Here is a 24,693-nt window from a genome sequence, read left to right on the forward strand (position 1 = left end):
ACGAGTTGGGCTGCAGCAGCGGTTGGAGCGCCCGTCTCTTTCCAGAAGAAAGAGACGGGCGCAGGTTGGCGCAAGGAAATGGCCAGGCGGATAGGTTGCTGCAGCGCAGCTATGAAAGGGGGAGGAGTTGCCGCAGTGGGCACACATAAAAGTAGGCATCCATCACGTCGTTGTGACCGTGCGAGCCGCCGGACGCTAATCGCACTTTGGGAGAACCACCAGCGTATGGCGTAGCCTTAAAACTACCTGGGTTGCTATCAACGAAAGCGCATTGCCCGATCTTTTCTGCGCCTGTGATCACTCAACCCCGCAGTTTCAGCTCCCTTACCCGTTTGATTACAAACTGTTCGAACAGAGGATGCTCTGTCACCACATCGTAATTTTCATATTTTTTGAATGCTCGGATGACGGCTCCGCAGATTTCTGCCTCGTCGAGCGCTTTGTTTTTGCCGTAAGCGGCAGCAAGAATGCCGTTCATGTTCTGCAAGTATCCTTGCATGTCAGTGTCATTCAGGATTTGGTTGAAAATCTCCCGCCATGGCCTTGTGTCTACTTCCTGTATGTCGCGGCCAATGAAGGTCCAGCTCATGTAAAGCTGGCCGTCTATTTCAAAGCTTTCGAAACGACAGTCTGTCTGAAAGGTTTCACTGCTGACTTCGGCGTTTCGTTCTGGAGGATAGGGTGCCGTCTGGGATCTTCGCGTGCTGAGAACTCTGGATGCGCTATTAACGTGTACGCAAATCACTGGCTGAGCAAGCGGGCGTAATATTTTATTGAATGTTGCTTCTTTGGATGCCCCGGCATGGGTAAGGACTGAGCGGAAATATTGTTCCACACTGGATGCGGCTTTGAATGCTTCACGCAACCAGTCAGATGGCATCAACAGCTCTGCGGCGAAGCGATTGGCTTCGGTCTCCATTTGGCTATAGGCAGCGTCAACTTCCCGGTTCTCCAGATGGGAGACGATTGTACCTGTATGCCATGGGATCACTACATGCCCGATTTCATGGGCCAGCGTGAATTTTCGACGGGTAACAGGAGAGCTTGAATTGATCAGGATGCGAGGCTTGGTAGCAGCACCAATACCAATTGTGATTCCGTCCACGCCGAACGGCAGTTCAAGGTATTCAAGCTCCCCATAGGCAGAGGCTAGCTGTTCTAGATCGTAAGGCGGTGTCAGCTCGCGGATGGCCAGGACGCGACTAGCCATTTTCTCTTCCGGGGTCACTAGATCTTGCCCACGCTGCGTAGCCAAGCTTCCACTTTGGTAGCTTCAGCGACTGATCGCGCGCGCGCAGCAATCGCAAATTTGTCTTGATCGAGTTGGTCCTTGAGAGAGGTGCCGTACTTGTGGGCAGTCAATACAAAAGGTAAGACAGACGGGTTCGTTGACCATAGCTGGTACTCTTCCCACTTCATGCCCAGATACTCATGCAGCTGCATGTCGGCACCTTGACGGCCCTCGTGCCAGTCTTCGACGAATTGGTCGATCTCTTCTTCCAGTACATCGCCTTTAAGGCAAAGCTCTACAAAATTCATATGAACCTCTCAGTTCGGTTTGATCCTTCGTCCGCGGACGGCAGGTTTCAAAGCTAGCCCGGTTTCAGGGCAGACCGAACCCAGGTGAAAGCCACGTCGGTCGAAGACTTCAAACTCGCCGTGTAGCGAATCCCATGAGTAGTATCGTTGCTCTACGGCATCAAAGTAATACTTACGGCCACCCTCTACATACGCGACTCTGAAACCGCTGACAATAGAAGGATCGGGCCTCGGTTTGCCGCCCATCCAACGTTCCTTTAATTCTGAAAACTGGTCTTGGCATCTTCGCCGAGAAGGGACGGGACTATACCGTAACTGGATTGGCATGGGCGGCGGGCTGAAGCGAGGATTCGTTTCAAGAAATCGCAAGCTGTCTGTGAGGGGGACAGGGATCTCCATAACGAAAAAACCCGCCATTAGGCGGGTTTTTCGGGGGTTCCAGAGATTTTGAAAGCCTTCTCTGGAACCTTGTATGGTGCCGGCACCAGGAGTCGAACCCGGGACCTACTGATTACAAGTCAGTTGCTCTACCAACTGAGCTATACCGGCGTGTTAGGGCGACGATTATAGCGACTGAAAAGGTTCTGTAAACCCCTGAATTCTGACTATTTTTGCAAACCCGTGGTTTTTTGCGATCGCCGGGTTTTTTCCACATGTTCACCGCTCGAAAGCCCGTACAGATAACGCATCAAAGAAGGTCATAAAATTGACTATTTACCGTTCATCCAAAATTCGATCGCCAGTAGCACCAAAATAATGACACTTGCCACCCTGTTGTCACAGAATGCCCCATACAAGGGCGCCTAATAATAAGACCTGCGGTAAGTACCCGCGCTTGCCGAGCTTCACGTCTTAAGTTGCGTCGTGAGGAGCAGGCTATGGGTCTTGGCAGGGAAATCCTGGCGTTATTCGGCAAGGACGTCACCCATGATGCCGATGGCATCAATGCGCGAATGCGCTTTTTCGGCAGTATTCCTGAATCATCTCATCAATCTCTCCAGCCTGTGGAGCCCCCTATTTTGCGTCCAAAAATAGTGGCGCTGGTGTCTATCAATGGTGGTGTCGGTCGCAGCACGCTGGTGACGGCGTTGAGCAGCGGTTTGCAGCGCCATGGGGCGTCGGTGGTGGCGCTGGATCTGGACCCGCAGAATGCCTTGCATCACCACTTTGGCGTCAGTTGTACATTGCCGGGTATCGGGCGCACCAGCCTGGAGCATGGACAATGGGGCCCGCTGCAGCAGTCGGGTTTTGCCGGGTGTCGTGTGATTACCTTCGGTGATATCGATGTCCAGCAGCAGGAGAATCTGGAGCGTTGGCTCAAGCAGGAGCCCGATTGGCTGGCGCGACGTCTTGGGTCATTGGGCTTGAGCGAGCGGCAGACGGTGATTATCGATACGCCGGCCGGCAATAACGTGTATTGCCACCAGGCGCTGAACGTTGCCGATGTGGTGTTGGTCGTCGTGCAGCCGGACGCGGCGTGCCTTGGCACGCTGGATCATCTGGACGCGCTGCTCGCGCCGCATCTTGAAGGCCAGTGCCCACCTGCCGTGCACGTGGTGGTTAACCAGGTGGATGAAAGCAATGCGTTCAGCCTGGACATGGTCGAGGCGTTCAAACATCGGCTGGGCAAAGAGCCGCTTGAAGTTCATCGCGACATGGCGATCAACGAGGCGTTGGCCTTTGCGGCAGACCCGTTGGATAACGTGACGAAGCGTCTCGCCAGTGACGATATCAATGCGCTGTGCCTGCTGCTGAAGGGGCCGAAAAAACCGCGTGAAAGCGCGGTGTATACGGTTTGGCTCAGATGCTTATGCACAATCCGTTAGTAACAGGCGTCACATAACAGCCATTGTGTGGAGGCGTTCTCAACACGCTGCAACTGCCTGTTTTGTGTGCGTTTTATTGTGTGAACAAAAAATGACCAGTGCTGCTTTTGGTCTGTAGCGCTGATGGTTACAGCCTCCGTAAAGAATTCATCAACAGAGTTATCCACAGGGCACTGTAGGAATTTTCGCCCCTTAATCGCGCTGGGCCAGCACCATCAAGTTGCGTGGCGTGAGGGTCGGTTCACAGAAGCTGCCCAACTCGATGTTGTAGCCCTGCTCCATCAGGAACAGTGCCCGATCCAACACCAGCCACAATTCCAGCGGGCGACGAAACAGGCCTCTGACCAACTCCAGGTTTCGTACTTCGGCCAGTCGACGCCAGCCATGGGCTTCCAGGGCGAGCCAATCCTGTTCACCTGTGGCTAAGCCCTTGAGGCTTGCCAGCTCCCGGCAATATTCAGCGAAGGATTTATCCAGCCATTTGGCGGGCAGGGAGGGCGTGGGCAGGTAGTCGTCGCATCCGCGCAGTTGCCGTTGCAGGCGGTCGAAGCCCAGGCGCCGAGCCATGGACGTATCGCGTTGCTGGCGTACGCGTTTGCCCGCGGTGACGGTTTCGCTCAGCGGCAGGCCCAGGTCATCGATTGACAGGTGCAGGGGGGAGCCGCGCCCGGTCGCGGACAGCGCTGTGTAGCGGTCGGCGTTGATACGGTTATAGCAGCACGGCGCCAGCGCCAGTTGTTTGCAGCCGGCAGCGCTGGCCACTTGCAGCATGCGCACGTGGAGGTCGCCGCAGGCGTGCAGGGCGACTGGGGTGTGCTCGGAGCTGATTGCTACGTCTGCCATCACGTCCTGCAGGCGATGGGTGACGGGCAAGCCGTGGTGATCGCTCAAGGCTTTGCCTGAGGCAATCAGGGCCGGGTCATATTCCAGGCAGGTCAGCTGTTGGCCGGGTTGCAGCAGACGGCGGCCGAGGTGGCCTTTGCCGGCGCACCAGTCCAGCCAGTGGTGGGGCGTTGCGTCAAAATTCAGGGCGGCGCCGAAGGCTTCGATCTGTTGCCATTTACGGCCCGGAACGTCGACATTCAGGCGATGGCGAGCGGATGCAAGCGCGTGTGTCGGCAACTTACCCACAGTGCCCAGGCGCAGCGCCTGTGCCGCCAGTTGTGGAAAAGGCGCGGGCGCCGGCAGGTCGTGGGGGGCATTGTGACAGGCTTCGGCGTCGTCCAGCGAGCGCTGACGTAGCCACTGCGATAACGCGCAATACTCGGTTTCCCAGGGTAATTGCAGATGGGTAAAGGGCCGTGGTCGCCACAGCCCTTGGTGCTCGATCAGAAACGCATCCAGTGCCTGGAAGCGTGCCTCAACGTCCTTGGCACGCATCGACGCGCAGCCATTTCTCCAGCAGTTTGAAACCGCGCACCAGCACATAGGCCATCAACAGGTAGAACAGCCCGGCCGCGAAGAAGATCTCCACCGGCAGGTAGGTACGGGCGATGATGGTCCGCGCCATGCCGGTCAGTTCCAGCAAGGTCACGGTACTGGCCAGGGCGCTGGCCTTGAGCATCAGGATCACTTCGTTGCTATAGGCCGGCAGGCCGATACGCGAGGCGCGGGGCAGGATGATGTAGAACAGTGTCTTGGGCCTGGACATACCCAGGGCGCGAGCGGCTTCGATCTCGCCCGGGGGAATGGCCTGGATCGCACCGCGCAGGATTTCAGCGATATAGGCGGCGGTGTGCAGGGTCATGGTGGCCGTGGCGCACCAGAACGGATCGCGCAGGTAGGGCCACATGAAGCTGTTGCGCACGGCGTCGAACTGCGCCAGGCCGTAATAGACCAGGAACAACTGCACCAGCAATGGCGTGCCACGGAAGAAGAAAATGTAGCCATAGGGCAGGGCGCTCACGTACCAGCGGCGCGACGAGCGAGCGATACCGAGCGGGATCGCCAGTAACAGACCGGCAATCACGGCGATTGCCACCAACTCCAGGGTCAGGGTTGCGCCCTGGGCCAATTTGGGCAGCCACTTGATGATTACGGCCCAGTTCAGGCCCAGGTCGAAATGCGACAGCCAGCTGTAATCACCGTTCATTGGGCGCTCCTTGCAAAGCCGCGGGCGGCGCGTTTTTCCAGGAAGTGCATGCTGGTCATGGCCAGTACGGTCAGACCCAGGTACATGAATGCGGCGACCATGAAGAAGGTGAACGGCTGCTTGGTCACGGTTACGCCGATCTGCGCGTGGCGCATGATTTCTTCCAGGCCGATCACTGACACCAGCGCCGTGTCCTTCATCAGGATCATGAACAGGTTGCCCAGGCCGGGCAGGGCGATGCGCCACATCTGCGGCATGATCAGTCGCGTGAAAATCCGGAATCTCGACAGCCCCAATGCCACACCGGCTTCGCGGTGGCCCTTGGGAATGGCGAGGATCGCGCCGCGGAACACTTCCGTGGCGTAGGCGCCAAAGCACAGGCCCAGGGCGATGACCCCGGCGGCAAAGGCACTCAGGGAAAGGTCGGGGTTACCAAAGAACTCCCCGAGGGCACGCATCAGGTTGACGGTGCCGAAATAAATCAGCAGCACCCACAGCAATTCGGGAATGCCGCGAACGATGGTCGAATAGGCACCGCCCAGCCACTGCAACGGCTTGTACGGTGAAGTCTTGGCCAGGGCACCGGCCAGACCCAGCACCAGCCCCAGGCACAGGGCCGTGAGCGCCAGTTTGACGGTCATCAGCGCGCCGGCGGCAAGCGCCGGGCCGAATCCGTAGAGATCGAAATTCATGGTGTTTTCATATCGCGGCAGGCATTGCTGAAAGCCGACGCGCTCAGGTGAGCGCGCCGGGCAGGCCGTTCAGATCATTCGATGCTGAACGGGAAGTACTTGTCGTTGATCTTCTTGTAGGTGCCGTCTGCCTTGATCTCTGCCAGGGCTTTGTTCAGGCGCTCGCGCAGCGGGTCGCCCTTGCGGACGGCGATGCCGATCTTGTCGCTCTCTACAACCGGGTCGCCCTTGAACTCATAGGCCGAACCGTCTTTGCTCTTGAGCCACTCGTACTGCACGTACTTGTCGGCCAGGATGCCGTCGAGGCGGCCGGACGTCAGGTCGAGGTAGGCGTTTTCCTGGGTGTCATACAGCTTGGCCTCGGTGTCCGGCAGCTTGTCTTCCAGGTAGGTGCCAGCCAGGGTTGCACGTTGTGCACCGATCACCTTGCCTTTGAGGTAGGCGGCGTCGGGCTTGAAGTCGGCGGTGGCTTTTGGCGCGATGAACTGCAGCTTGTTGGAGTAGTACGGGTCGGTAAAGTCGACAGCCTGCTTGCGTTCATCGGTGATGGACAGCGAGGACACCAGGAAGTCGAACTTCTTGGCGTTCAGGGCCGGGATGATGCCGTCCCAGTCGGACACATACACTTCGCACTTCTCGACTTTCATCTTGGCGCACAGGGCGTCGCCGATGTCCTTGTCGAAACCGACGACATTGCCGCTGGCGTCTTTATTGTTGAAGGGCGGGTAGGCCGCTTCGATCCCCATCTTCAAGGTTTCTGCCATGGCCGTGGCGCTGAACGCCATCGAGACGGCCGCGGCCAGAAGGAATTTTTTATAGGTCTGCATGCATGTTGCTCCGTTAGCGGTTGCTGGACATGAATTGTTTGCAGCGCGCCGAAAGCGGGTTGTCGAACACCTGCTGTGGCGATCCTTGCTCTTCGACCAGGCCCTGGTGCAGGAACACCACTTCGCTGGACACTTGGCGGGCGAAGCCCATTTCGTGGGTGACCAGCAGCATGGTGCGGCCTTCTTCGGCCAGCGCGCGGATCACATTAAGTACTTCCTGGACCATTTCCGGGTCAAGCGCCGACGTCGGCTCATCGAACAGAATGACTTTAGGCTGCATTGCCAGCGTACGCGCAATGGCGGCGCGTTGTTGCTGGCCACCGGACAGTTGCGCCGGGTAGGCGTGGCGCTTGTCAGCGATGCCGACCTTGGCCAGCAGGGCCTCGGCCACTTCTATCGCTTCGGCCTTGCTCTGGCCGAGTACACGGCGGGGCGCCTCGATGATGTTGTCGAGGATGCTCATGTGCGGCCACAGGTTAAAGTTTTGAAACACAAAACCGATTTCGCTGCGCAGGCGGTTGATCTGCTTGCCGTCGGCGGCAAACAATTCACCGTTTTTAGCGGCCTTGAGCTTGAGTTCTTCACCGGCCACCAGGATCTGCCCCTGGTGCGGGTTTTCGAGCAGGTTGATGCAGCGCAGGAAGGTGGACTTGCCGGAGCCGGAGGAACCCAGGATCGAGATCACATCGCCGTCGCGAGCGGTCAGCGAGATACCTTTGAGTACCTCCAGCTCACCATAGCGTTTATGCAAGTTGCGGATTTCAAGCGCGGGCGTGGCCTCGGCCATGTGCGGTCCTCATTGTGTTCGTTGCGATCTTCGCTGTTGGGCCGCCTTCCTGGCGAGGCGCCAAGCTAGCATAGCGTTTGGATGACAGCCAACAGCGCTGCGGACGGTTAACGGGTGGTCTGCGGCAGGGTGTCGCATCGGCGCAGCGGCGTGTCGCGCCATCTACAACCGAACAGACGTTTGAACCCGGAGCATCTACAGGCTTCGCGTAAAAAAGGGCGCGATGGTGCCAGCTTTGGGCAGGTGTTGGAAGGGTTAACCGGGCAAACGGCGCGTATCAGCGCTTTTATGGAGCGTCACGCACTTTTTGTGTGTGATTTTGGTGCACCTGTTCGTTCGCAGGGTGAGTCGCTCGGTAACGCTATAGCGGAATGCCATTGTTCTCAAAGACTTGCGATCACTGCTGAACTTTCCTACAGCCCGCGTCAACTGTGCCTCTGTTACATTTTGGCGCAAATCTTGCGTAAAAAATAAAGAACGCCCTGTTGGTTTCTTTTCACGAGAAACACCGCAGGCCCGGCGAACCGTTTTCGCAATTCCTCGCAAAGGTGTGTCAATGAGTAGTACGCAAAGCTCCAATGACCTCGAACAGGGGCTCAAACCGCGGCATGTCACCATGCTGTCGATTGCCGGCGTGATCGGTGCCGGTTTGTTTGTCGGCTCCGGCCACGCGATTGCCGCCGCCGGCCCGGCAGTACTGCTGGCCTATGCGGCTGCCGGTACGCTGGTGGTACTGGTGATGCGCATGCTGGCCGAGATGGCCGTTGCGTCGCCTGATACGGGTTCGTTCTCGACTTACGCCGACCGAGCAATCGGCCACTGGGCCGGTTTCACCATCGGCTGGTTGTACTGGTGGTTCTGGGTGCTGGTGATTCCGCTGGAAGCCAATGCGGCGGCGACCATCCTGCATGCCTGGTTCCCCGACGTGGCGATCTGGGCCTTTACCTTGATCATTACCTTGCTGCTGACCGCGACCAATCTGTTCAGTGTGAAGAACTACGGTGAGTTCGAGTTCTGGTTTGCACTGATCAAGGTCGTGGCAATCGTAGGCTTTGTCATTCTCGGCCTGGCGGCGATTTTCGGCTTTCTGCCTACCAGCCAGGTCAGCGGCGTATCGCATCTGTTCGACACCCAAGGCTTTATGCCGAACGGCATGGGCGCGGTGCTGGCAGCGATCCTGACCACCATGTTCTCGTTCATGGGCACTGAGATCGTCACCATTGCCGCCGCGGAGTCGAAGAATCCTGGCCAGCAAATCACCAAGGCTACCAACTCGGTGATCTGGCGGATTGGTTTGTTCTATCTCTTGTCGATCTTCATCGTCGTGTCCCTGGTGCCGTGGAATGATCCGACACTGGCTGCAGTGGGTTCCTACCAGACCGTGCTCGAGCGCATGGGCATCCCGAATGCCAAGCTGATCGTCGACCTGGTGGTATTGGTTGCCGTGACCAGCTGCCTTAACTCGGCGCTGTACACCGCCTCGCGCATGCTGTTCTCCCTGGGCCGTCGTGGTGATGCCCCGGCTGTGGCCAAGCGCACCAATAAAAGCGGTACGCCTTACTGGGCGGTGCTGCTGTCCACCGGCGCTGCGTTCCTGGCGGTATTTGCCAACTATGTGGCACCGGCGGCGGTCTTTGAATTCCTGCTGGCCAGTTCCGGCGCGATTGCCTTGCTGGTGTACCTGGTGATCGCAGTGTCACAACTGCGCATGCGTCAGAAGCGTACGGCGGCGGGTGAGAAGATTGTCTTCAAGATGTGGCTGTTTCCGGGCCTGACCTACGCGGTGATGGTGTTTATCGTCGGTACATTGACCATCATGCTGTTCCAGGAAGCCCATCGGGTCGAAATTATCGCAACGGGCATTCTGAGCTTGCTGGTGGTGTTGGCGGGGCTGTTTGTTGCCAGTCGTCGCAAGGCTCAGAGAGGTGGCGCTGCCGTACTGAACTGACGAAATGCAGATCAAAATGTGGGAGGGGGCTCGCCCCCGATAGCGGTGGGTCAGTTAACAAACAAGTGACTGACGCACTGCCATCGGGGGCAAGCCCCCTCCCACATTGTGTATGTGTCAGTCTGTTGGGTTCGTCAGGGCCTGGGACTATGCCACGGAGTCCGCCTGGAACTGCGGCGATTCGATCCACGCCATGTACGGTCCGGGAAGCCCATCGGGTCGAAATCATCGCGACCGGCATTCGAGCATGCTGGTGGCGCTGCCATACTGAACTGACGAAATGCAGATCAAAATGTGGGAGGGGGCTTGCCCCCGATAGCGGTGGGTCAGTTAACAAATAAGTGACTGACGCACTGCCATCGGGGGCAAGCCCCCTCCCACATTGTGTATGTGTCAGTCTGTTGAGTTCGTCAGGGCCTGGGACGCTGCCACGTAGTCCGCCTGGAACTGCGGCGATTCGATCCACGCCAATGCGGCGGCCTCGTCATCGCTGTCAGTGGCCCATTGCCGATATTCAATCAGCGCGGCCAGGATAAAGTCGGTCGCTTCCTCTTCGCCTTCCTGTTCCAGCACCAACGCCAGCAGCGGGTGCGCCAGGAATACCGCACACAGCGCCTGCTGGCTGGTTTCGCCCGCCGTGCGCATCTCCACGAACAGCTCGGTCAAGTCAACTGACTCAAGGTCGATACGGCTGTCGTCGCCGGCGAACGCATCCGGCTTGGTGGCGACGGCACGTTGGGTGCGGTTTTGCTTGGCCTTGGTTTTTGCCCGCTGGGCACGTTTTTGCTGCTTGTTTGGCGAGGCCATGGGCGTAACGTCCTTGGGGTTGGGGCAGGTATTGAAGCGCAGGTTGGGGGAAATCCCAAGCAGGTTTGGTCGCTCATCCAGCTCGACCACCAGGCAATAGATGAATAGGCTTGGCCTTCGCAACCTGCCAGAGCGTCTTCATGACCCGCGACACCCTTGAGCACAACCAGATTCCCCTCTACTTTGTCGCCACCCTGCTGGCCGCGCTCTGTGGTGCATTCGCGCCGTCTTTTGCTCAGGGCCTCAGCGTACTGGTCACGCCCGCCATCGCGGTATTGATGTATGCGATGTTCCTGCAAATCCCTTTTCTCGACCTGCGCCGTGGCTGGGGCAGCCCGCGCTTTATACTGGCGTTGCTGTTGGCCAATTTCATCCTGGTGCCCTTGCTGGTATGGGCGCTGACCCGTGGCCTGCTGGAGTACCCCGCGTTGTTGGTGGGCGCGTTGCTGGTATTGCTGACGCCGTGTATCGATTACGTGGTGGTGTTTACCCACATCGGCAAAGGTGATTCGCGGTTGATGCTGGCGGCCACGCCGTTACTGTTACTGGTGCAATTGGCCCTGCTGCCGGTGTACCTGGGTTCGATGCTGGGAGCGCACTCGGAGGTGGTGATCGCGGTCGCGCCGTTTATCGAAGCGTTCTTGTTGTTGATCGCGCTGCCGATGTTGCTGGCCGCGTTGACGGCCTTTTACGCGCGACGATCAATGCTGATCAACCGGTGGAACAGCGCCTGGGCCTGGTTGCCGGTGCCGGCGATGGCCCTCGTGCTGTTTGTGGTGATCGGATCGCAGATCACATCGGTGATTCGGGACATCCGCCTGCTTCTGCCGGTGCTGCCCATCTACGCAGGCTTCGTGCTGCTGGCGCCGCTGATGGGGATGTTGGCTGCGCGGGTGTTCGCGCTGCCGGCGGCAACGGCGCGTGCGGTAACGTTCAGCGCATCCACCCGCAATTCCCTGGTGGTGTTGCCCCTGGCGCTGGCATTGCCTGAAGGCGTGCGCGGGCTGGCCGCGACGGCGGTCATCCTGCAAACATTGGTCGAACTGGTGGCGCAGTTGATCTACATCCGCCTGATCCCGGCCCTGGTATGGCCCGCCAGTCGCTAATGCATGAATGTGCAGGTTCGTTCAGACGCTGTTCAGGGGGGCAGTCGGCACCATAAGCCCGCGCTTCCCACCTGACAGGTCACCCGATGGATCATCGCAACCGCTTTCGCCTGGAGTCGCTGGGCATCTTTCTGATCGCCTTACTGCTGTTCACTTTGGGTATCTGGGATCAGCAGCCTCAGGGCTTCGACGGGCGCTGGGCATTGTTCCTGCAGGAAATGTTTCGCCACGGCGCGAGTCTTTTCCCTACCACTTACGGCCAGCCATACGCGGATTATCCCGGCACCGCGACGTTCTTCAGTTTTGTCTTCGCCCGGCTGTTTGACGCGCCGAACCACTTGGCGAATGTGCTGCCCACCGCGCTCGCTTCGGCGGGGGGAGTCGCCCTGATCTATCGCCTGCTGGCACCATCCAGCCGGCCTTGGGCATTACTGACGGTGCTGCTGACACTGCTCACCACCCAACTGCTCGAAAAGTCGCGCTCGGTGTGCCTGGACCAGATGGTCGCGCTGCTGTGCGTCGGCAGTTTCTACCTGCTGCACAGTGGTGAACAGCTGGGCTCGCGGTTCAGGCAACTTGCGGTTTTCCCCTTGTTTGTCCTGGCCTTCGCGATTCGTGGGCCGCTGGGGTTGATCGAGGTGTGTGGCGTCACATGTGTGTACTGGGCGTTGGGCCGGCCGGGGGAGCGGGTCAGGCAGGTGTTGGTTCACGGCGTGGTCGGGTTGGTGTTGCTGGCGGCGTGCTGGTGGATGCTGATGAAGCTCGCCCGAATCAGCGGGGGTGATGCTTTTGCCGATGAGGTGTTCAAGATGCAGGTCGGCGGGCGCCTGGATGAGTCCGGCGAGCCGTTTTATTTCTACTTCCAGCTGAGTTTGTACCGGTACTTCCCGGTGGTGCCGTTGGCCCTGGCGACGTTGATCGCGCTACGTCATCGCTGGGCGCAGCGCTGGGTCAATGATGATGTGCAGTTGCTGATACGCCTCGGCGCGTGCGGCTTGATGATTTTGCTCGGCCTGTCAGTACCGCACTTCAAGCGTGCCTATTACATCCTGCCCATGGTGCCGATGTTTGCCGCTGTGGCGGCCTATGGGCTGCTTCAGGCGCAAGGCTGGCTCGTTGGCGTGCGCCGCTGCTACGAAGGGCTCGTCGTGGCGCTGCCGGCGCTGGGCGTGGTGGTGCTGTTTGCGTGTCGGTATGCCTGGCACAAGCACGGCTATTGGCCTGATGTTTCGATGCCGTTATTGATCAGCGTGCTCGTACTGATGCAAGCGGCGGCGCTGGTGGCGTGGCGTCGGGCCGGGCGGTTGGTGTGGCTGAGCATGCTCGCCCTGGCGGCGCAGTGGTTGCTGCTGGTCACCGTAATCGAGCCGGCCAAGGATCTTCAGTTCGATACCCGGCAGTTTGTCAGCCAGGTGGAGGCGTTGCGGGACGCGCAGCCGGGCCCTCTGGTATTTGTCGACCTGGGCCGGGACACCTGGGCGGTGCGCTACATGATGAACCTGGACCACGATGAACAGCCGTTTTTCGTCGGGCGTGACGAACTGGAAAAGCTCGCCACATTGCCCCGGCCATCCTGGGTGATTGTGCCGCGCAAGGACACGGCGCTGTTGAAGGGCTCGCCGGTCGAGCCGTTGGCACCGAGCTTTCAGGGGCGGTTGAATGACAATGCGTTGATGGTGTTTTTGCTCAACTGAGATGGCTCTTTGGAAAGCACTTATTTACAACGAAACCCCTCCGGCATCGTAACCGTGTAATTACGCTGCACCCGATCCTGGAAATTCAGATTGCGCAGCCCCTGTTCCACCAAAAAGGCTTCTACCTTGGCGGCCTGGCAGTCGTCGTTGTAGGACGATACCCGCAGCACGTACACCGCGCGCTTGCTCGCCTCATCCCGGGCGGTGGCCCTGAACGTGGTGAGGGTGGTGTAGCCGGTGCGCTCAGAGGTGCCTACGGGGCCGTAGGTGGTGTTTGGGGTGCTGGTGCAGGTCAGCTGGTCGGTTTTCTTTTTGTTCTTCTTGCACTGCGTGGTGGTGCTGTTTGCCACCTGGCCGTATTCGGTGGCGGTATAGCGGTAGGTGACCTGCTTGCTGTCGACGTCCAGGGTGACGGTCATTTTGATCGGTGCATGGTCTTTGGGCAGGGTGGTGTCGGTGAAGACATTGCGAAAGCCCTGGTCCTTCATGGCGCTGACCATGTCGCGCAGGTAGTAGCGAGCGTTGAGCGCGTTTTCATCGCTGCCGCCGGTGGACGTCACCAGTACGGTGGCCTGACGGTCGAAGTGGTAGTCGGGGTCAGGCGTTGCGTTGAGCGCTACGTCCATTTGCGTGGCGCATCCACTGAGCATTGCGGTCAGTAGCAAGAGCGTGCAGAGCAAGAAGCGGGTCATGGAAAAACCTTACAACTGGGAATTGGGTAAAGGCTGAACGATTGAGTCCAGCGAAAAACAACCCTCAATCGTCCTGCTGCGACATCGGACCGCAAGCACGCCGGCCGCCATTAAATCGCAGGCAATAAAAAACCCCAAGGAACACATTGTTCCTTGGGGTTTCTCGGTATTTTGGTGCCCAGAGACGGAATCGAACCGCCGACACGGGGATTTTCAATCCCCTGCTCTACCGACTGAGCTATCTGGGCAACGGGGCGCATTAAACGGGTTTTTCAGGGGGCCGTCAAGCAAGTTTTCAAAAAATATTTAATTATTACCGTCGCTTACGTGCAGACCCCGGTTTTTGATCAATTATTGAGCAGGTGGTACGTAGCCGTCGGCCTTGGCGTAATCCTCGCCGGAAAAGAACTTGTCCATTTCGCCCTGCAGGTATTTGCGGTCTTCGGCGTTCATCATGTTCAAGCGTTTTTCGTTGATGAGCAGGGTCTGGTGTTTTTGCCAGTCGGCCCACGCCTGGGCGGAGACGTTATCGTAGATGTCCTGGCCTTTGGCGCCCGGAAAAGGGGCGCGTTCGAGGGCGGGCAGTTCTTCGTGGTACTTGCGGCACATGATGGTGCGGGTCATGACGACTCTCCTGCGTTCATTACTTCAGCCGCGCGCTTCAGCAGTTTTTTCACCGGGGCGGCAAGGCCCAGGCGCGGTGGGGTGGCGAGGTTATACCAGAGCCAGTCGGCCTCGGCCACGTGATGGGCGCTTTCCTCGACCTGGACCAGCCAGGGTTCGATGGCCAGCTGGAAGTGGCTGAAGGTGTGGATCAGCCCCGGCAGTTCCTGATGTTTGCCCAGTGCCAGCGCGTGCTGATTGGCCAGATGATCCAGGTCTTGCAGGTCGTCCAGCTCCGGCAGGCTCCATAAACCGCCCCACAGGCCCGTGGAGGGGCGACGGTAAAGCAGGATCGCACCCTCGGCATTGGCCAGCATCGGCATCAGCGTGCGCTTCTGGGGGATGGTCTTGCGCGGCTTGGGGATCGGGTAGCGCGTCTCCAGGCCGAGCATGTGGGCTTCGCAGCCTTTTTCCAGCGGGCACAGCAGGCAGCTGGGTTTGCTGCGGGTGCATAGCGTGGCGCCCATGTCCATCATCGCCTGGGTGTAGGCGTTGACGCGGTCGTGTGGCGTAAAGCGCTCTGCGGTCGCCCACAGCTGCTTGGCGACCTTGGGTTCGCCCGGGTAGCCCTCTTGTGCGGTAAAGCGTGCCAGCACGCGTTTGACGTTGCCGTCGAGGATCGGCGCACGCAGGCCCATGCTCAGGCTGGCGATTGCGCCGGCAGTGGACAGGCCGATGCCGGGCAGTTCGGTAAGCTTTTCGACATCCCTGGGAAACTCGCCGCCGTATTCGGCGACCACGATCTTGGCAGTCTTTTGCAGGTTACGCGCCCGGGTGTAGTAACCCAGGCCGGTCCACAGGTGCAGCACTTCGTCTTCCGGCGCGGCGGCCAGCGCCTGGACTGTCGGCAAGGACGCCATGAACCGGTCGAAGTAATTGAGCACGGTGCTGACCTGGGTCTGTTGCAGCATGATCTCCGACACCCACACCCGATACGGCGTGATGCCCTGTTGCCAGGGCAGGTCGTGGCGACCGTGGCGGTCGTACCAGTCCAGCACCGCCTGTGAAAACTGCTCGTTTCTCATCGGTTGAACAGGCCTTTCAATGCGTCTTTGAGCTTGGGATTGACCTTGTCGAGCTTCTCTTCGAGTTTCTCGTTGAGACGATTGCCCGCTGCTTTGATGGCGACCTGGCCGAGGCCGTCCTTGTCCAGGCGGCAGGCCTTGGCGCCCAGTTCCAGCGGGCCACGGCAACGCAGCGGCACTTCGATACCCTGGAAGTTGGCGCCGACCTGGCAGGCCGGGTCCGGCACGTCGCGCTGGTCGCCTTCGACGATGATGCCCACCCGGTAGTCCATGCCCAGTACGCGCAGGTCGACATCGCCATTGCCGTTGAGGGTCAGCCCCGGAATGCGCACTTTCAGGTCAGGGTTGCTGGCCACGCCGTTGCGCAACGTCAGGTTGCCGCGCAGTTCCTGGAAGGGCGTGTCCTTGCCTTGCGGCGTGGTGCTCAGGGTTTTGCGGTTGAGCAGGGCGATACCGGTGCACAGTTGTTGCTCGATGTTGGCGTTGAGCAGCACACCATTGTTGATGACGATGCCGGCGGTGCCGTTGAGGCTGTCGATCAAGGCCTTCTGGCTGTTGCCACGCCCGGTCAGGTTGCTGTCCAGGGTGACCAGGCCTTTGACTGGTGGGGTTTTCCCCTGGGCCTGCAGGATTTTTTCTACCGGTACCTGCTTGATATGGGTTTGCAGCGCCAGGAGCGGGGTGTCCTGGCGTACATCGAGGGTGCCGTTGGCCTGGAACGTACCGTTGTAGAGGCCACCGCTCAGCGCGTCGAGCCTGAGCTGGCCATCGACGCCCGAGGCTTTCAGTACCGCGTTCTGGATCGGCAGCTGGCTCAAGGTAAGTTGGCCGAACGCAAGGTCCGCGTTGATATCCAGGCTGCGCAGGCGGGTCAGCGGCAGCAGTTTGTCACTGCTCCAGGCGGCTTTGGTCGGCGCTTCCGGCAGTGGGCTGTTACCGCCGGCGGCCATCGCACCGGCCTCGCTGCTTTGCACTTCGGCCTGGCGTGCGGCCGCCGTGCCTTTGGCGGCTTCGGATTTGGCCGGCAGGTAATTGTCGGCGTTGAAGGTGTCGCCCTTGAGCTGCACGCGCAGTGACTGCTTGGCGAAATCATCCACGGCAACGCGACCGGTGAAGGTGCTGCCATCGAGTTTCAGGTTCAGGTCCTCCAGTGCGACATTGGTCGGCGTGCCTGTGAGGCGGCTGACCAGTTCGACTTTGCTCAGGCTGCCCGGTGCCATGGCCGGCAGAGGGTGGCCGACGCTCTCGAGAAACTTGGCCAGGTCAAACTGCGCGACCGACAGCGCGCCGCTGATCTGCGGGGTATTGCTCAGGTCAGTAACCCGCAGTTCGCCCAGTGCGCGCAATTGGTTGGCCGAGAGTTTCAGGTTGGTCCATTCGGCGATGTTGGCGGCAAGATCGACCAGCAATTGACCCTGGGTGGAGAAGGTCAGCGTTTTGCCCTGCAAGGGTTCGCCAGTGGCTTCGCCGCTCAGGCGCATGTCTTCGAACTGGTAGCGCTTGAGGGCGCGCTGGATGCGCAAGTTGCCGTTCAGCTCGGTCTTGAGGCGCATGACCGGCTGGTTGCTGCCCAGGAAAGCGGTGAGTTTCAGCGGAATGTTGGCGCCTTCGTGGATGGCGCCGGCACTCAGTTGGATGCTTTCGGCGCTCAATTGCTTGCCGGTCTGTTCATCGTTGTATTCAACGCGGGCGTTGTTGATGGTCAGGCTGTCGATGTCCAGGCGGATCGGCTGCGGCGGTTTCTCCGGCTTGGCTTCAGCCACCGGTTCGGCCGGCGCGGGGGCGGCAGCATCCGGGGTTTCGTCAGGCAGGTTCTTGCCGATGTCTTCCCAGTTGCCGTGGCCGTTCTTGTCGCGGTTCAGGCGCAGGTTCAGGCCTTCGACCCGCACATCGCTCATCTGCACTTCGCGGCGCAGCAGCGGCAGCACGCGTACCGACAGGCCGAGCATTTGCAGGTCGGCGAACGGTTGGGTCGGATTGGTCAGGGTCGCCACACCGGCTTCGTGCAGCTCCAGGCCCAGCCAGGGGAACAGGCTCCAGCCGATGTCGCCATTGAGCGTCAGCTCGATGTGGGCCTTGTCGCGGGCAATCTGGCGAATTTCTTCTTTGTAGTCGTTGGGATCGAAGAGATGGGTCAGGGCAAAGCCGAGAGCCACAATGATCAGCAACAGCCCGAGAAATACCAGACCCAGGATTTTGCCGAACGCTTTCATGGGCGAGTCCTTGTATGTCGATTTCAAAATTTAGCCGCAGAGTATAACGCCCGAAGGCCTGCATCAGTTCGTGGATCGTTACATTGTATCTACGACCGGCGAAACAGGATTTTGGCGTCAAATAAAACAGATGGGCTGAAAAAAGTGATGTCAATTTGATTTTTCTCGCATCTGCAGGTGCTAATCTCTGCGCGTTCGTCCGCCTTCTGCGACGTATCGTCGCGCCAAAATGGAGCTTCACTCACAAAAAACGGCCACGCGTTGCGTGCAAGGCCGAGGGGGAGAGCGCCTGACGGACGCATACCAATAACTGGGGGAAACACCAATGAGCACTAGCACTGCGGCGGGTATCAACGCCGCACCGCCTGCGTTCCTGTCCAAGGAACGCATTATCGCCAAGCCCGGCTTCAACCGCTGGCTGGTTCCACCGGCCGCGCTGGCCATCCACCTGTGCATCGGCATGGCCTACGGCTTCTCGGTGTTCTGGCTGCCGCTGTCCAAGGCGCTGGGCATCACGGCGCCGGTCGCTTGTGCGCCGGACATGAGCTTTATCGCCCAGGTCTTCTCGTCACAATGCGACTGGCCCATCTCCATGCTGGGCTGGATCTACACCCTGTTCTTCATCTTCCTGGGCTGCTCGGCAGCGATCTGGGGCGGCTGGCTGGAACATGCCGGGCCGCGCAAGGCCGGTGTCGTCTCGGCGTTGTGCTGGTGCGGCGGCCTGCTGATCTCGGCGTTGGGTATCTATACCCACCAGATCTGGCTGATGTGGATCGGCTCCGGGGTCATCGGCGGTATCGGCCTGGGCCTGGGCTATATCTCGCCCGTGTCCACGCTGATCAAGTGGTTCCCGGACAAACGCGGCATGGCGACCGGCATGGCGATCATGGGCTTCGGCGGCGGCGCGATGGTCGGTGCACCGCTGGCGGCAGCACTGATGGGCCACTTCGCCTCGCCGACCAGCGTGGGCGTATGGCAGAGCTTCCTGGTGATGGCTGCGATCTATTTCGTGTTCATGATCGGCGGCGCTTTGTCCTATCGCGTTCCGCCAACCGGCTGGAAGCCTGAGGGCTGGACCGCACCGGCGAAAAAAGCCAGCAACGCGATGATCACGCACCGTCATGTGCATGTGAACGTGGCGTGGAAAACCCCGCAATTTCGTCTGGTATGGCTGGTGCTGTGCCTGAACGTGTCAGCCGGTATCGGCATCCTCGGCATGGCTTCGCCGCTGCTGCAGGAAGTGTTCGGCGGCAAATTGCTGGGGCTGGACGTACCGTTTGGTCAGTTGGACGCCGGGCAACTCGCATCGATTGCCGCGATCGCGGCAGGCTTCACCGGCCTGTTGAGCCTGTTCAACATCGGTGGCCGGTTCTTCTGGGCGTCGTTCTCCGACTACCTGGGGCGCAAAAATACCTACTTCGTGTTCTTCGCCCTTGGCTTCGCCCTGTACGCGCTGATCCCGAACCTGGGGCACCTGGGCAACGTGGCACTGTTCGTGGCGGCGTTCTGCATCATCCTGTCGATGTACGGCGGTGGTTTTGCCACGGTCCCGGCTTACCTGGCCGACCTGTTCGGTACGCAAATGGTCGGCGCCATTCATGGTCGCCTGCTGACCGCCTGGGCCGCTGCCGGCGTATTGGGCCCGGTGCTGGTGAACTACCTGCGTGAATATCAGTTGAGCATCGGCGTTGAACGCGCTGCGGCCTACGACATCACCTTGTACATTCTCGCTGGCCTGCTGGTGCTGGGCTTCATCTGCAACCTGCTGGTGCGTCCGGTGGCCGACAAGTACTTCATGACCGACGCCGAACTCGCCGCCGAGCAGGCGCTGGGCCATGACAAAGGCGCTGACGCCAGCACCGTGCTGGAGTGGAAAGCCTCCCCTGGCAGCAAGCCATTGGCGGTCGCCGCCTGGCTGGTGGTGGGCATTCCGTTGGCATGGGGTGTGTGGGTGACCCTGCAGAAGACCGCAGTACTGTTCCACTAACACGGCAAAACCCGTGTGGGAGGGGGCTTGCCCCCGATGGCGGCGCATCAGTCAATGCATTGTTGACTGACCCACTGCTATCGGGGGCAAGCCCCCTCCCACATTGATTGTTAGTGTTCTGGTGGGCTGGGTCCCACATGTATGCACATGTCTATCCCCGACATTCCCCGCTTCAACTCGTCAGTCTTATCCCCTTCGATGTTTCTGTTTAGCGCCCGCGCCCCTATAATGGCTGCCTTTTTCGCCCAATGATTTGCGGAGCTGGTGATGGTCGAACGTATGGCGTCCGTCGAGCGCGACACTCTGGAAACCCAGATCAAAGCCTCGATCAACCTGGATGGCACCGGAAAGGCCCGATTTGATATCGGTGTGCCTTTTCTTGAGCACATGCTGGACCAGATCGCCCGTCACGGGCTGATCGACCTGGATATCGTCAGCAAGGGCGACCTGCACATCGACGACCACCACACGGTGGAAGACGTGGGCATCACCCTCGGCCAGGCCTTTGCCAAGGCCATCGGCGACAAAAAAGGCATCCGTCGCTACGGCCACGCCTATGTCCCGCTGGACGAAGCGCTGTCGCGCGTAGTCATCGACTTCTCCGGCCGCCCGGGCCTGCAGATGCACGTGCCCTACACCCGCGCCACCGTGGGTGGCTTTGACGTCGACCTGTTCCAGGAATTCTTCCAGGGTTTCGTCAACCACGCACTGGTCAGCCTGCACATCGACAACCTGCGCGGCACCAACACCCACCACCAGATCGAAACCGTGTTCAAGGCTTTCGGCCGCGCGCTGCGCATGGCCGTGGAGCTGGATGAGCGCATGGCCGGGCAAATGCCTTCGACCAAGGGCGTTCTGTAATGCAGACGGTCGCGGTTATCGATTACGGCATGGGCAACCTGCACTCGGTGGCCAAGGCGCTCGAGCACGTGGGTGCCGGCAAGGTGCTGATCACCAGCGATGCCAACGTGATTCGCGAAGCCGACCGCGTGGTGTTTCCAGGCGTTGGCGCGATTCGCGATTGCATGGCCGAGATCCGCCGCCTGGGCTTTGACAGCCTGGTGCGCGAAGTCAGCCAGGACCGTCCGTTCCTCGGCATCTGCGTGGGCATGCAAGCCTTGCTCGACAGCAGTGAAGAGAACGGCGGTGTCGACTGCATTGGTCTGTTTCCCGGCCAGGTGAAGTTCTTCGGCAAAGACCTGCATGAAGACGGCGAACACCTCAAGGTGCCGCACATGGGGTGGAACGAAGTGCGTCGCGCGGTGGATCACCCGCTGTGGCACGAGATTCCGGACATGGCGCGTTTCTACTTTGTGCACAGCTACTACATCGCCGCCGGTAACCCGCGCCAGGTGGTGGGGGGCGGGCACTACGGCGTCGACTTCGCCGCAGCGCTGGCCGACGGCTCGCGCTTTGCCGTGCAGTTCCACCCGGAGAAGAGCCATACCCATGGCCTGCAATTGCTGCAGAACTTCGCCGCGTGGGACGGTCACTGGTAAATGGCCAAGAAACTGAAACCGCCGATCTTGAACCTCACGCCCGAGCAGGAGCGTGCGGCTATCGACAAGATCAAGCGGTTCATGGAGGACCGCTTCGAGCTCAAGCTGGGCTCGTTTGAAGTCGCCGAGATTCTTGAGCTGTTCACCACCGAAGTGGCGCCGCATTATTACAACAGGGCGGTTTTCGACACGCAGACGCTCCTTAAAGAAAGGTTCGAAAGCATCGAAAGCGACTTGTGGTCGCTTGAAAAGAGCAGCTGAAAGCTTCAAGCCATAAGCTGCAAGAATTGATACGCGTGCTTGCTTGCAGCTAATAGCTTGCAGCTTGCAGCTCTTTGACGAAGGAAAAGCATGCTGATTATCCCCGCTATCGATCTCAAGGACGGCGCCTGCGTCCGTCTGCGCCAGGGCCGTATGGAAGATTCCACGGTGTTCTCCGATGACCCGGTGAGCATGGCCGCCAAATGGGTGGAAGGGGGCTGCCGTCGTCTGCATCTGGTGGACTTGAACGGCGCCTTCGAAGGCCAGCCAGTCAATGGCGAGGTGGTCACCGCGATCGCCAGACGCTACCCCAACCTGCCGATCCAGATCGGCGGCGGTATCCGCTCGCTGGAAACCATCGAGCATTACGTCAAAGCCGGCGTGAGCTACGTGATCATCGGCACCAAGGCGGTAAAAGACCCAGCCTTCGTCGCCGAAGCCTGCCGCGCGTTCCCGGGCAAGGTGATCGTCGGCCTGGATGCCAAGGACGGTTTTGTCGCCACCGACGGCTGGGCTGAAATCAGCACGGTGCAGGTGATCGACCTGGCCAAGCAGTTCGAAGCTGATGGTGTGTCCGCCATCGTTTATACCGACATCGCCAAAGACGGCATGATGCAGGGCTGCAACGTGCCGTTCACCGCGGCGCTGGCTGCGGCGACCAGGATTCCAGTGATAGCTTCCGGTGGTATTCACAACCTGGGCGACATCAAGTCGCTGCTGGACGCCAAAGTGCCCGGCATCATTGGCGCCATTACAGGCCGCGCGATTTATGAGGGCACGCTGGATGTGGCCGAAGCACAAGCCTTCTGTGATGGCTACGCGGCCAGCTCCAAGTCGTAAGCTGCAAGCTGCAAGTTAAAGCCGATCTGCTTCTACTTGCAGCTTGTAGCTCAAAGCTTGCAACTCTTATCGGAGATAAGCCTATGGCTTTAGCCAGACGCATCATCCCTTGCCTGGACGTCGACAACGGTCGCGTGGTCAAGGGCGTCAAGTTCGAGAACATCCGTGATGCCGGCGACCCTGTGGAAATCGCCCGTCGCTACGATGAACAGGGTGCCGATGAAATTACCTTTCTCGACATCACCGCCAGCGTCGACGGCCGCGATACCACTTTGCACACCGTCGAGCGCATGGCCAGCCAGGTGTTTATCCCGCTGACCGTGGGCGGCGGCGTGCGCACCGTGCAAGACATCCGCAACCTGCTCAATGCCGGCGCGGACAAGGTCTCGATCAACACCGCTGCGGTGTTCAACCCTGAGTTTGTCGGCGAAGCCGCGCAGCACTTCGGCTCGCAATGCATCGTGGTCGCCATCGACGCCAAGAAAGTGTCCGGCCCCGGCGAAACCCCGCGCTGGGAGATCTTCACCCACGGCGGGCGCAAACCGACCGGGCTGGACGCGGTGGAGTGGGCGATGAAGATGGAAGCCCTCGGCGCCGGTGAAATCCTGCTGACCAGCATGGACCAGGACGGCATGAAAAACGGCTTTGACCTGGGCGTAACCCGCGCCATCAGCGATGCCCTGGGCATCCCGGTGATCGCCTCCGGCGGTGTCGGCAACCTGCAGCACTTGGCCGATGGCGTCATCGAAGGGCATGCCAGCGCGGTGCTGGCGGCGAGTATTTTCCATTTTGGCGAATACACCGTCCCCGAGGCCAAGGCTTACATGGCGGCGCGCGGTATCGTCGTTCGTTAAACGGGTTCGTTAAACGGACGACGTGATAACCGCTTCGCGGGCTTTGGACTCCAGCGCGGACAGGGGCCTGCAATTGATTTGGCATTCTCGTGCTGGCGGGTATTCACTCCAGTACACGCTGTTGCCATCGGTGTAGCTGATGCTGGAAGAGATTTGCGTGTTGTTCTCACGCAACAATCGGTACTCACTTTGTATCAAGTACACCGCAATGGTTTTGTGGGCTGGCACCGTCGCGCTGATCTCAATGGACGTCGAGCTTGTCCACCCCTGCGTGGAGGTTTCGGTGTGAGTGAGACTTTTGTTGAACTTTGCCGAAAATTTGATTGAGGAGGCCAGTGGAGTGATGCTGAACTGCCATTCGCTCCCGATCTCTATGGCCGTGGTACGAGTAAAGGTTTCAAGCTGTGATCCGTTTTGCCCGTTGGTCGCGACCCACTTCAGGGTCTGCGTTGCGGAGCTTTCGTTCCGACCAAATCCGACGCGCAGATACTTATCGGTTCTTTCCAGACGATAAGTCGGCGATGAGCGCAGTTGTTCGACGGGGCTCAGGTGGGGATCTTTGACTGTGAACCACGGGAGCGTGGACATATGAGTGACCTCGGCCTTTTCATGGGGCGAGGGAATGGAGTGGTCAGTCAAGTGTGGGGCTGGCGGGGAAGGGTTGACCTGCAGCGGGATACGCATTCGTAACGAGTAGGCCGCAATATGCTGGTCCGGCCTTGCATAGCTGTCGGCCCCGACAAAGGTACCTGGCGAAAGGTAAATTTCGCCCTGTGCGGCGCCAGGTGGTGTGATGTTCCAGGCACTGAAGCTCATCGCGGCGTTGCTGCCTCTGTCGTTCCAGATAAGGTCGCTGATGTAGGAGGCTATGACCAGGTCAGCTCTGACACAGCGAATGGCGTTGCGCGAGGGCTTCTGGTAACCCCGGGTGGTCACAAAGCCGAGCGCCAAATAACCTTCAGGCGCTACCGGGCGCCACACTGCACCGTCCTCGTAGGCTTTGGAACCTATATCGTTCCAGACCAGCTCGTATTCATCAGGCGGGCTGAGTGCTTTGCCTTTAACCCGGGCTTCTTCGCTGTTCGGATCACCTTCGCCAACTACCGCGACCACTTTCTTTCCGCTGATTTGGTGGTTGCCGTACTGACCGATCACCACATCGCCCAGCGGAAAATAGCCTTTGAGAAACTCGGGATTTGGCACCGGGCGCCAAAATGCACCCGGGCTCGCATTCGTTGAACCATTGCTATCCCAAAGCCATTGGAATTGGGAGGTGAAATTGATTAACAGATTTCCATATTTTATTGACTCCATGGGGATGTCCTTTTCGCAGAAATAGAG

At 59.5% G+C, this 24,693-nt stretch carries 25 protein-coding genes and 2 tRNA genes; 11 read left to right on the forward strand and 16 right to left on the reverse strand.

Going from position 1 to position 24,693, the window contains the following annotated elements:
* Positions 1-301 precede the first annotated feature (301 nt).
* The 4 genes from BFQ04_RS06290 to BFQ04_RS06300 form a co-directional block, all read right to left on the reverse strand.
* Complete coding sequence (locus BFQ04_RS06290) at positions 302-1,210, reverse strand: ImmA/IrrE family metallo-endopeptidase (RefSeq protein ID WP_065950061.1); 909 nt, start codon at positions 1,208-1,210, stop codon at positions 302-304.
* 17 nt (positions 1,211-1,227) lie between these two features.
* Positions 1,228-1,539: a hypothetical protein gene (locus BFQ04_RS06295; protein WP_065950062.1), complete on the reverse strand. Its 312-nt coding sequence runs from the start codon at positions 1,537-1,539 to the stop codon at positions 1,228-1,230.
* A 9-nt stretch (positions 1,540-1,548) separates the two neighbouring features.
* Positions 1,549-1,956, reverse strand: a complete 408-nt coding sequence (locus BFQ04_RS30305; protein ID WP_371914487.1) for a colicin E3/pyocin S6 family cytotoxin — start codon at positions 1,954-1,956, stop codon at positions 1,549-1,551.
* A gap of 56 nt (positions 1,957-2,012) precedes the next feature.
* Positions 2,013-2,088, reverse strand: a tRNA-Thr gene (locus BFQ04_RS06300).
* Between the two features lie 329 nt (positions 2,089-2,417).
* Between BFQ04_RS06300 and bcsQ the strand changes: the two genes are divergently transcribed.
* Positions 2,418-3,365 (forward strand): cellulose biosynthesis protein BcsQ, encoded by a 948-nt coding sequence (gene bcsQ, locus BFQ04_RS06305; RefSeq protein ID WP_065950063.1) that lies wholly within the window; start codon positions 2,418-2,420, stop codon positions 3,363-3,365.
* A 192-nt stretch (positions 3,366-3,557) separates the two neighbouring features.
* Here the strand turns inward: bcsQ and BFQ04_RS06310 are convergent, their stop codons facing one another.
* The 5 genes from BFQ04_RS06310 to BFQ04_RS06330 form a co-directional block, all read right to left on the reverse strand.
* Complete coding sequence (locus BFQ04_RS06310; RefSeq protein WP_065950064.1) at positions 3,558-4,745, reverse strand: methyltransferase; 1,188 nt, start codon at positions 4,743-4,745, stop codon at positions 3,558-3,560.
* Entirely contained in the window at positions 4,726-5,415 is a 690-nt protein-coding gene (locus tag BFQ04_RS06315; RefSeq protein ID WP_065950184.1) for an ABC transporter permease, read from the reverse strand. The genes BFQ04_RS06310 and BFQ04_RS06315 overlap by 20 nt, the downstream gene beginning before the upstream one ends.
* Positions 5,416-5,453: 38 nt before the next feature.
* Positions 5,454-6,149, reverse strand: a complete 696-nt coding sequence (locus BFQ04_RS06320) for an ABC transporter permease (RefSeq protein WP_065950065.1) — start codon at positions 6,147-6,149, stop codon at positions 5,454-5,456.
* A gap of 74 nt (positions 6,150-6,223) precedes the next feature.
* Positions 6,224-6,976 carry an ABC transporter substrate-binding protein gene (locus BFQ04_RS06325; RefSeq protein ID WP_057725474.1) on the reverse strand — a complete coding sequence of 251 codons (753 nt, stop codon included), beginning with the start codon at positions 6,974-6,976 and terminating at the stop codon, positions 6,224-6,226.
* A gap of 13 nt (positions 6,977-6,989) precedes the next feature.
* Complete coding sequence (locus BFQ04_RS06330) at positions 6,990-7,763, reverse strand: ABC transporter ATP-binding protein (protein ID WP_065932620.1); 774 nt, start codon at positions 7,761-7,763, stop codon at positions 6,990-6,992.
* 180 nt (positions 7,764-7,943) lie between these two features.
* Between BFQ04_RS06330 and BFQ04_RS29195 the strand changes: the two genes are divergently transcribed.
* On the forward strand, positions 7,944-8,237 hold the full coding sequence (locus tag BFQ04_RS29195) for a hypothetical protein (RefSeq protein WP_139111903.1): 294 nt from the start codon (positions 7,944-7,946) through the stop codon (positions 8,235-8,237).
* A gap of 82 nt (positions 8,238-8,319) precedes the next feature.
* Positions 8,320-9,711 (forward strand): GABA permease, encoded by a 1,392-nt coding sequence (gene gabP / locus BFQ04_RS06335; protein ID WP_065950066.1) that lies wholly within the window; start codon positions 8,320-8,322, stop codon positions 9,709-9,711.
* A gap of 393 nt (positions 9,712-10,104) precedes the next feature.
* On the opposite strand, the gene BFQ04_RS06340 is transcribed toward gabP, so the two are convergent.
* Positions 10,105-10,518 carry a hypothetical protein gene (locus BFQ04_RS06340; protein WP_065950067.1) on the reverse strand — a complete coding sequence of 138 codons (414 nt, stop codon included), beginning with the start codon at positions 10,516-10,518 and terminating at the stop codon, positions 10,105-10,107.
* Between the two features lie 140 nt (positions 10,519-10,658).
* Here BFQ04_RS06340 and BFQ04_RS06345 point away from each other — a divergent pair, with 140 nt between their 5' ends.
* Both BFQ04_RS06345 and BFQ04_RS06350 read left to right on the forward strand, forming a co-directional pair.
* Entirely contained in the window at positions 10,659-11,624 is a 966-nt protein-coding gene (locus BFQ04_RS06345; RefSeq protein WP_065950068.1) for an arsenic resistance protein, read from the forward strand.
* An 86-nt stretch (positions 11,625-11,710) separates the two neighbouring features.
* Positions 11,711-13,318 (forward strand): ArnT family glycosyltransferase, encoded by a 1,608-nt coding sequence (locus tag BFQ04_RS06350; RefSeq protein WP_065950069.1) that lies wholly within the window; start codon positions 11,711-11,713, stop codon positions 13,316-13,318.
* Positions 13,319-13,338: 20 nt separating this feature from the next.
* Here the strand turns inward: BFQ04_RS06350 and BFQ04_RS06355 are convergent, their stop codons facing one another.
* The 5 genes from BFQ04_RS06355 to BFQ04_RS06375 form a co-directional block, all read right to left on the reverse strand.
* Positions 13,339-14,010: a hypothetical protein gene (locus BFQ04_RS06355; RefSeq protein WP_065950070.1), complete on the reverse strand. Its 672-nt coding sequence runs from the start codon at positions 14,008-14,010 to the stop codon at positions 13,339-13,341.
* Positions 14,011-14,182: 172 nt separating this feature from the next.
* Positions 14,183-14,258 (reverse strand) — tRNA-Phe (locus tag BFQ04_RS06360).
* Positions 14,259-14,361: 103 nt separating this feature from the next.
* Entirely contained in the window at positions 14,362-14,634 is a 273-nt protein-coding gene (locus tag BFQ04_RS06365; RefSeq protein ID WP_057724507.1) for an oxidative damage protection protein, read from the reverse strand.
* Positions 14,631-15,698, reverse strand: coding sequence for an A/G-specific adenine glycosylase (mutY, locus tag BFQ04_RS06370; protein WP_065950071.1), 1,068 nt, complete (start codon positions 15,696-15,698; stop codon positions 14,631-14,633). The genes BFQ04_RS06365 and mutY overlap by 4 nt, the downstream gene beginning before the upstream one ends.
* On the reverse strand, positions 15,695-17,911 hold the full coding sequence (locus BFQ04_RS06375) for an AsmA family protein (protein WP_065950072.1): 2,217 nt from the start codon (positions 17,909-17,911) through the stop codon (positions 15,695-15,697). Before BFQ04_RS06375 ends, mutY begins: the two co-directional genes overlap by 4 nt.
* Positions 17,912-18,236: 325 nt before the next feature.
* On the opposite strand from BFQ04_RS06375, the gene BFQ04_RS06380 reads away from it, so the two are divergent.
* The 6 genes from BFQ04_RS06380 to hisF all read left to right on the forward strand — a co-directional run bounded on the left by BFQ04_RS06380 (position 18,237) and on the right by hisF (position 23,352).
* A complete protein-coding gene (locus BFQ04_RS06380; protein WP_065950073.1) occupies positions 18,237-19,898 on the forward strand; it encodes an OFA family MFS transporter in 1,662 nt (553 codons plus the stop codon).
* A gap of 267 nt (positions 19,899-20,165) precedes the next feature.
* Positions 20,166-20,759 carry an imidazoleglycerol-phosphate dehydratase HisB gene (hisB, locus tag BFQ04_RS06385; protein WP_065885762.1) on the forward strand — a complete coding sequence of 198 codons (594 nt, stop codon included), beginning with the start codon at positions 20,166-20,168 and terminating at the stop codon, positions 20,757-20,759.
* Positions 20,759-21,397: an imidazole glycerol phosphate synthase subunit HisH gene (gene hisH / locus BFQ04_RS06390; RefSeq protein WP_065950074.1), complete on the forward strand. Its 639-nt coding sequence runs from the start codon at positions 20,759-20,761 to the stop codon at positions 21,395-21,397. The genes hisB and hisH overlap by 1 nt, the downstream gene beginning before the upstream one ends.
* The gene (locus BFQ04_RS06395; protein WP_065950075.1) at positions 21,398-21,658 is read left to right on the forward strand and encodes a DUF2164 domain-containing protein; all 261 of its coding nucleotides are present in this window, start codon (positions 21,398-21,400) and stop codon (positions 21,656-21,658) included.
* Between the two features lie 90 nt (positions 21,659-21,748).
* Entirely contained in the window at positions 21,749-22,498 is a 750-nt protein-coding gene (gene hisA / locus BFQ04_RS06400; protein WP_065950076.1) for a 1-(5-phosphoribosyl)-5-[(5-phosphoribosylamino)methylideneamino]imidazole-4-carboxamide isomerase, read from the forward strand.
* 83 nt (positions 22,499-22,581) lie between these two features.
* Positions 22,582-23,352, forward strand: coding sequence for an imidazole glycerol phosphate synthase subunit HisF (gene hisF, locus BFQ04_RS06405; protein WP_065950077.1), 771 nt, complete (start codon positions 22,582-22,584; stop codon positions 23,350-23,352).
* A 9-nt stretch (positions 23,353-23,361) separates the two neighbouring features.
* Here the strand turns inward: hisF and BFQ04_RS06410 are convergent, their stop codons facing one another.
* Positions 23,362-24,666 (reverse strand): Vps62-related protein, encoded by a 1,305-nt coding sequence (locus BFQ04_RS06410; RefSeq protein WP_065950078.1) that lies wholly within the window; start codon positions 24,664-24,666, stop codon positions 23,362-23,364.
* Positions 24,667-24,693 lie beyond the last annotated feature (27 nt).

Source organism: Pseudomonas sp. 37 R 15, assembly GCF_900004865.1.
In the GTDB taxonomy this organism is placed as follows: domain Bacteria; phylum Pseudomonadota; class Gammaproteobacteria; order Pseudomonadales; family Pseudomonadaceae; genus Aquipseudomonas; species Aquipseudomonas fluorescens_AM.

What these genes read in the sequence shown, in the direction of transcription:
- BFQ04_RS06395 (WP_065950075.1), top strand. Translation starts at nt 21,398, where the DNA reads ATGGCCAAGAAACTGAAACCGCCGATCTTGAACCTCACGCCCGAGCAG.
- BFQ04_RS06340 (WP_065950067.1), bottom strand. Translation starts at nt 10,518, where the DNA reads ATGGCCTCGCCAAACAAGCAGCAAAAACGTGCCCAGCGGGCAAAAACC.
- BFQ04_RS06295 (WP_065950062.1), bottom strand. Translation starts at nt 1,539, where the DNA reads ATGAATTTTGTAGAGCTTTGCCTTAAAGGCGATGTACTGGAAGAAGAG.
- BFQ04_RS30305 (WP_371914487.1), bottom strand. Translation starts at nt 1,956, where the DNA reads ATGGCGGGTTTTTTCGTTATGGAGATCCCTGTCCCCCTCACAGACAGC.
- BFQ04_RS06365 (WP_057724507.1), bottom strand. Translation starts at nt 14,634, where the DNA reads ATGACCCGCACCATCATGTGCCGCAAGTACCACGAAGAACTGCCCGCC.
- BFQ04_RS06355 (WP_065950070.1), bottom strand. Translation starts at nt 14,010, where the DNA reads ATGACCCGCTTCTTGCTCTGCACGCTCTTGCTACTGACCGCAATGCTC.
- BFQ04_RS06380 (WP_065950073.1), top strand. Translation starts at nt 18,237, where the DNA reads ATGAGCACTAGCACTGCGGCGGGTATCAACGCCGCACCGCCTGCGTTC.
- gabP (WP_065950066.1), top strand. Translation starts at nt 8,320, where the DNA reads ATGAGTAGTACGCAAAGCTCCAATGACCTCGAACAGGGGCTCAAACCG.
- BFQ04_RS06345 (WP_065950068.1), top strand. Translation starts at nt 10,659, where the DNA reads ATGACCCGCGACACCCTTGAGCACAACCAGATTCCCCTCTACTTTGTC.
- bcsQ (WP_065950063.1), top strand. Translation starts at nt 2,418, where the DNA reads ATGGGTCTTGGCAGGGAAATCCTGGCGTTATTCGGCAAGGACGTCACC.
- mutY (WP_065950071.1), bottom strand. Translation starts at nt 15,698, where the DNA reads ATGAGAAACGAGCAGTTTTCACAGGCGGTGCTGGACTGGTACGACCGC.
- BFQ04_RS06375 (WP_065950072.1), bottom strand. Translation starts at nt 17,911, where the DNA reads ATGAAAGCGTTCGGCAAAATCCTGGGTCTGGTATTTCTCGGGCTGTTG.
- hisB (WP_065885762.1), top strand. Translation starts at nt 20,166, where the DNA reads ATGGTCGAACGTATGGCGTCCGTCGAGCGCGACACTCTGGAAACCCAG.
- hisF (WP_065950077.1), top strand. Translation starts at nt 22,582, where the DNA reads ATGGCTTTAGCCAGACGCATCATCCCTTGCCTGGACGTCGACAACGGT.
- BFQ04_RS06325 (WP_057725474.1), bottom strand. Translation starts at nt 6,976, where the DNA reads ATGCAGACCTATAAAAAATTCCTTCTGGCCGCGGCCGTCTCGATGGCG.
- hisA (WP_065950076.1), top strand. Translation starts at nt 21,749, where the DNA reads ATGCTGATTATCCCCGCTATCGATCTCAAGGACGGCGCCTGCGTCCGT.
- BFQ04_RS06310 (WP_065950064.1), bottom strand. Translation starts at nt 4,745, where the DNA reads ATGCGTGCCAAGGACGTTGAGGCACGCTTCCAGGCACTGGATGCGTTT.
- BFQ04_RS06350 (WP_065950069.1), top strand. Translation starts at nt 11,711, where the DNA reads ATGGATCATCGCAACCGCTTTCGCCTGGAGTCGCTGGGCATCTTTCTG.
- BFQ04_RS06410 (WP_065950078.1), bottom strand. Translation starts at nt 24,666, where the DNA reads ATGGAGTCAATAAAATATGGAAATCTGTTAATCAATTTCACCTCCCAA.
- BFQ04_RS06330 (WP_065932620.1), bottom strand. Translation starts at nt 7,763, where the DNA reads ATGGCCGAGGCCACGCCCGCGCTTGAAATCCGCAACTTGCATAAACGC.
- hisH (WP_065950074.1), top strand. Translation starts at nt 20,759, where the DNA reads ATGCAGACGGTCGCGGTTATCGATTACGGCATGGGCAACCTGCACTCG.
- BFQ04_RS06290 (WP_065950061.1), bottom strand. Translation starts at nt 1,210, where the DNA reads ATGGCTAGTCGCGTCCTGGCCATCCGCGAGCTGACACCGCCTTACGAT.
- BFQ04_RS06320 (WP_065950065.1), bottom strand. Translation starts at nt 6,149, where the DNA reads ATGAATTTCGATCTCTACGGATTCGGCCCGGCGCTTGCCGCCGGCGCG.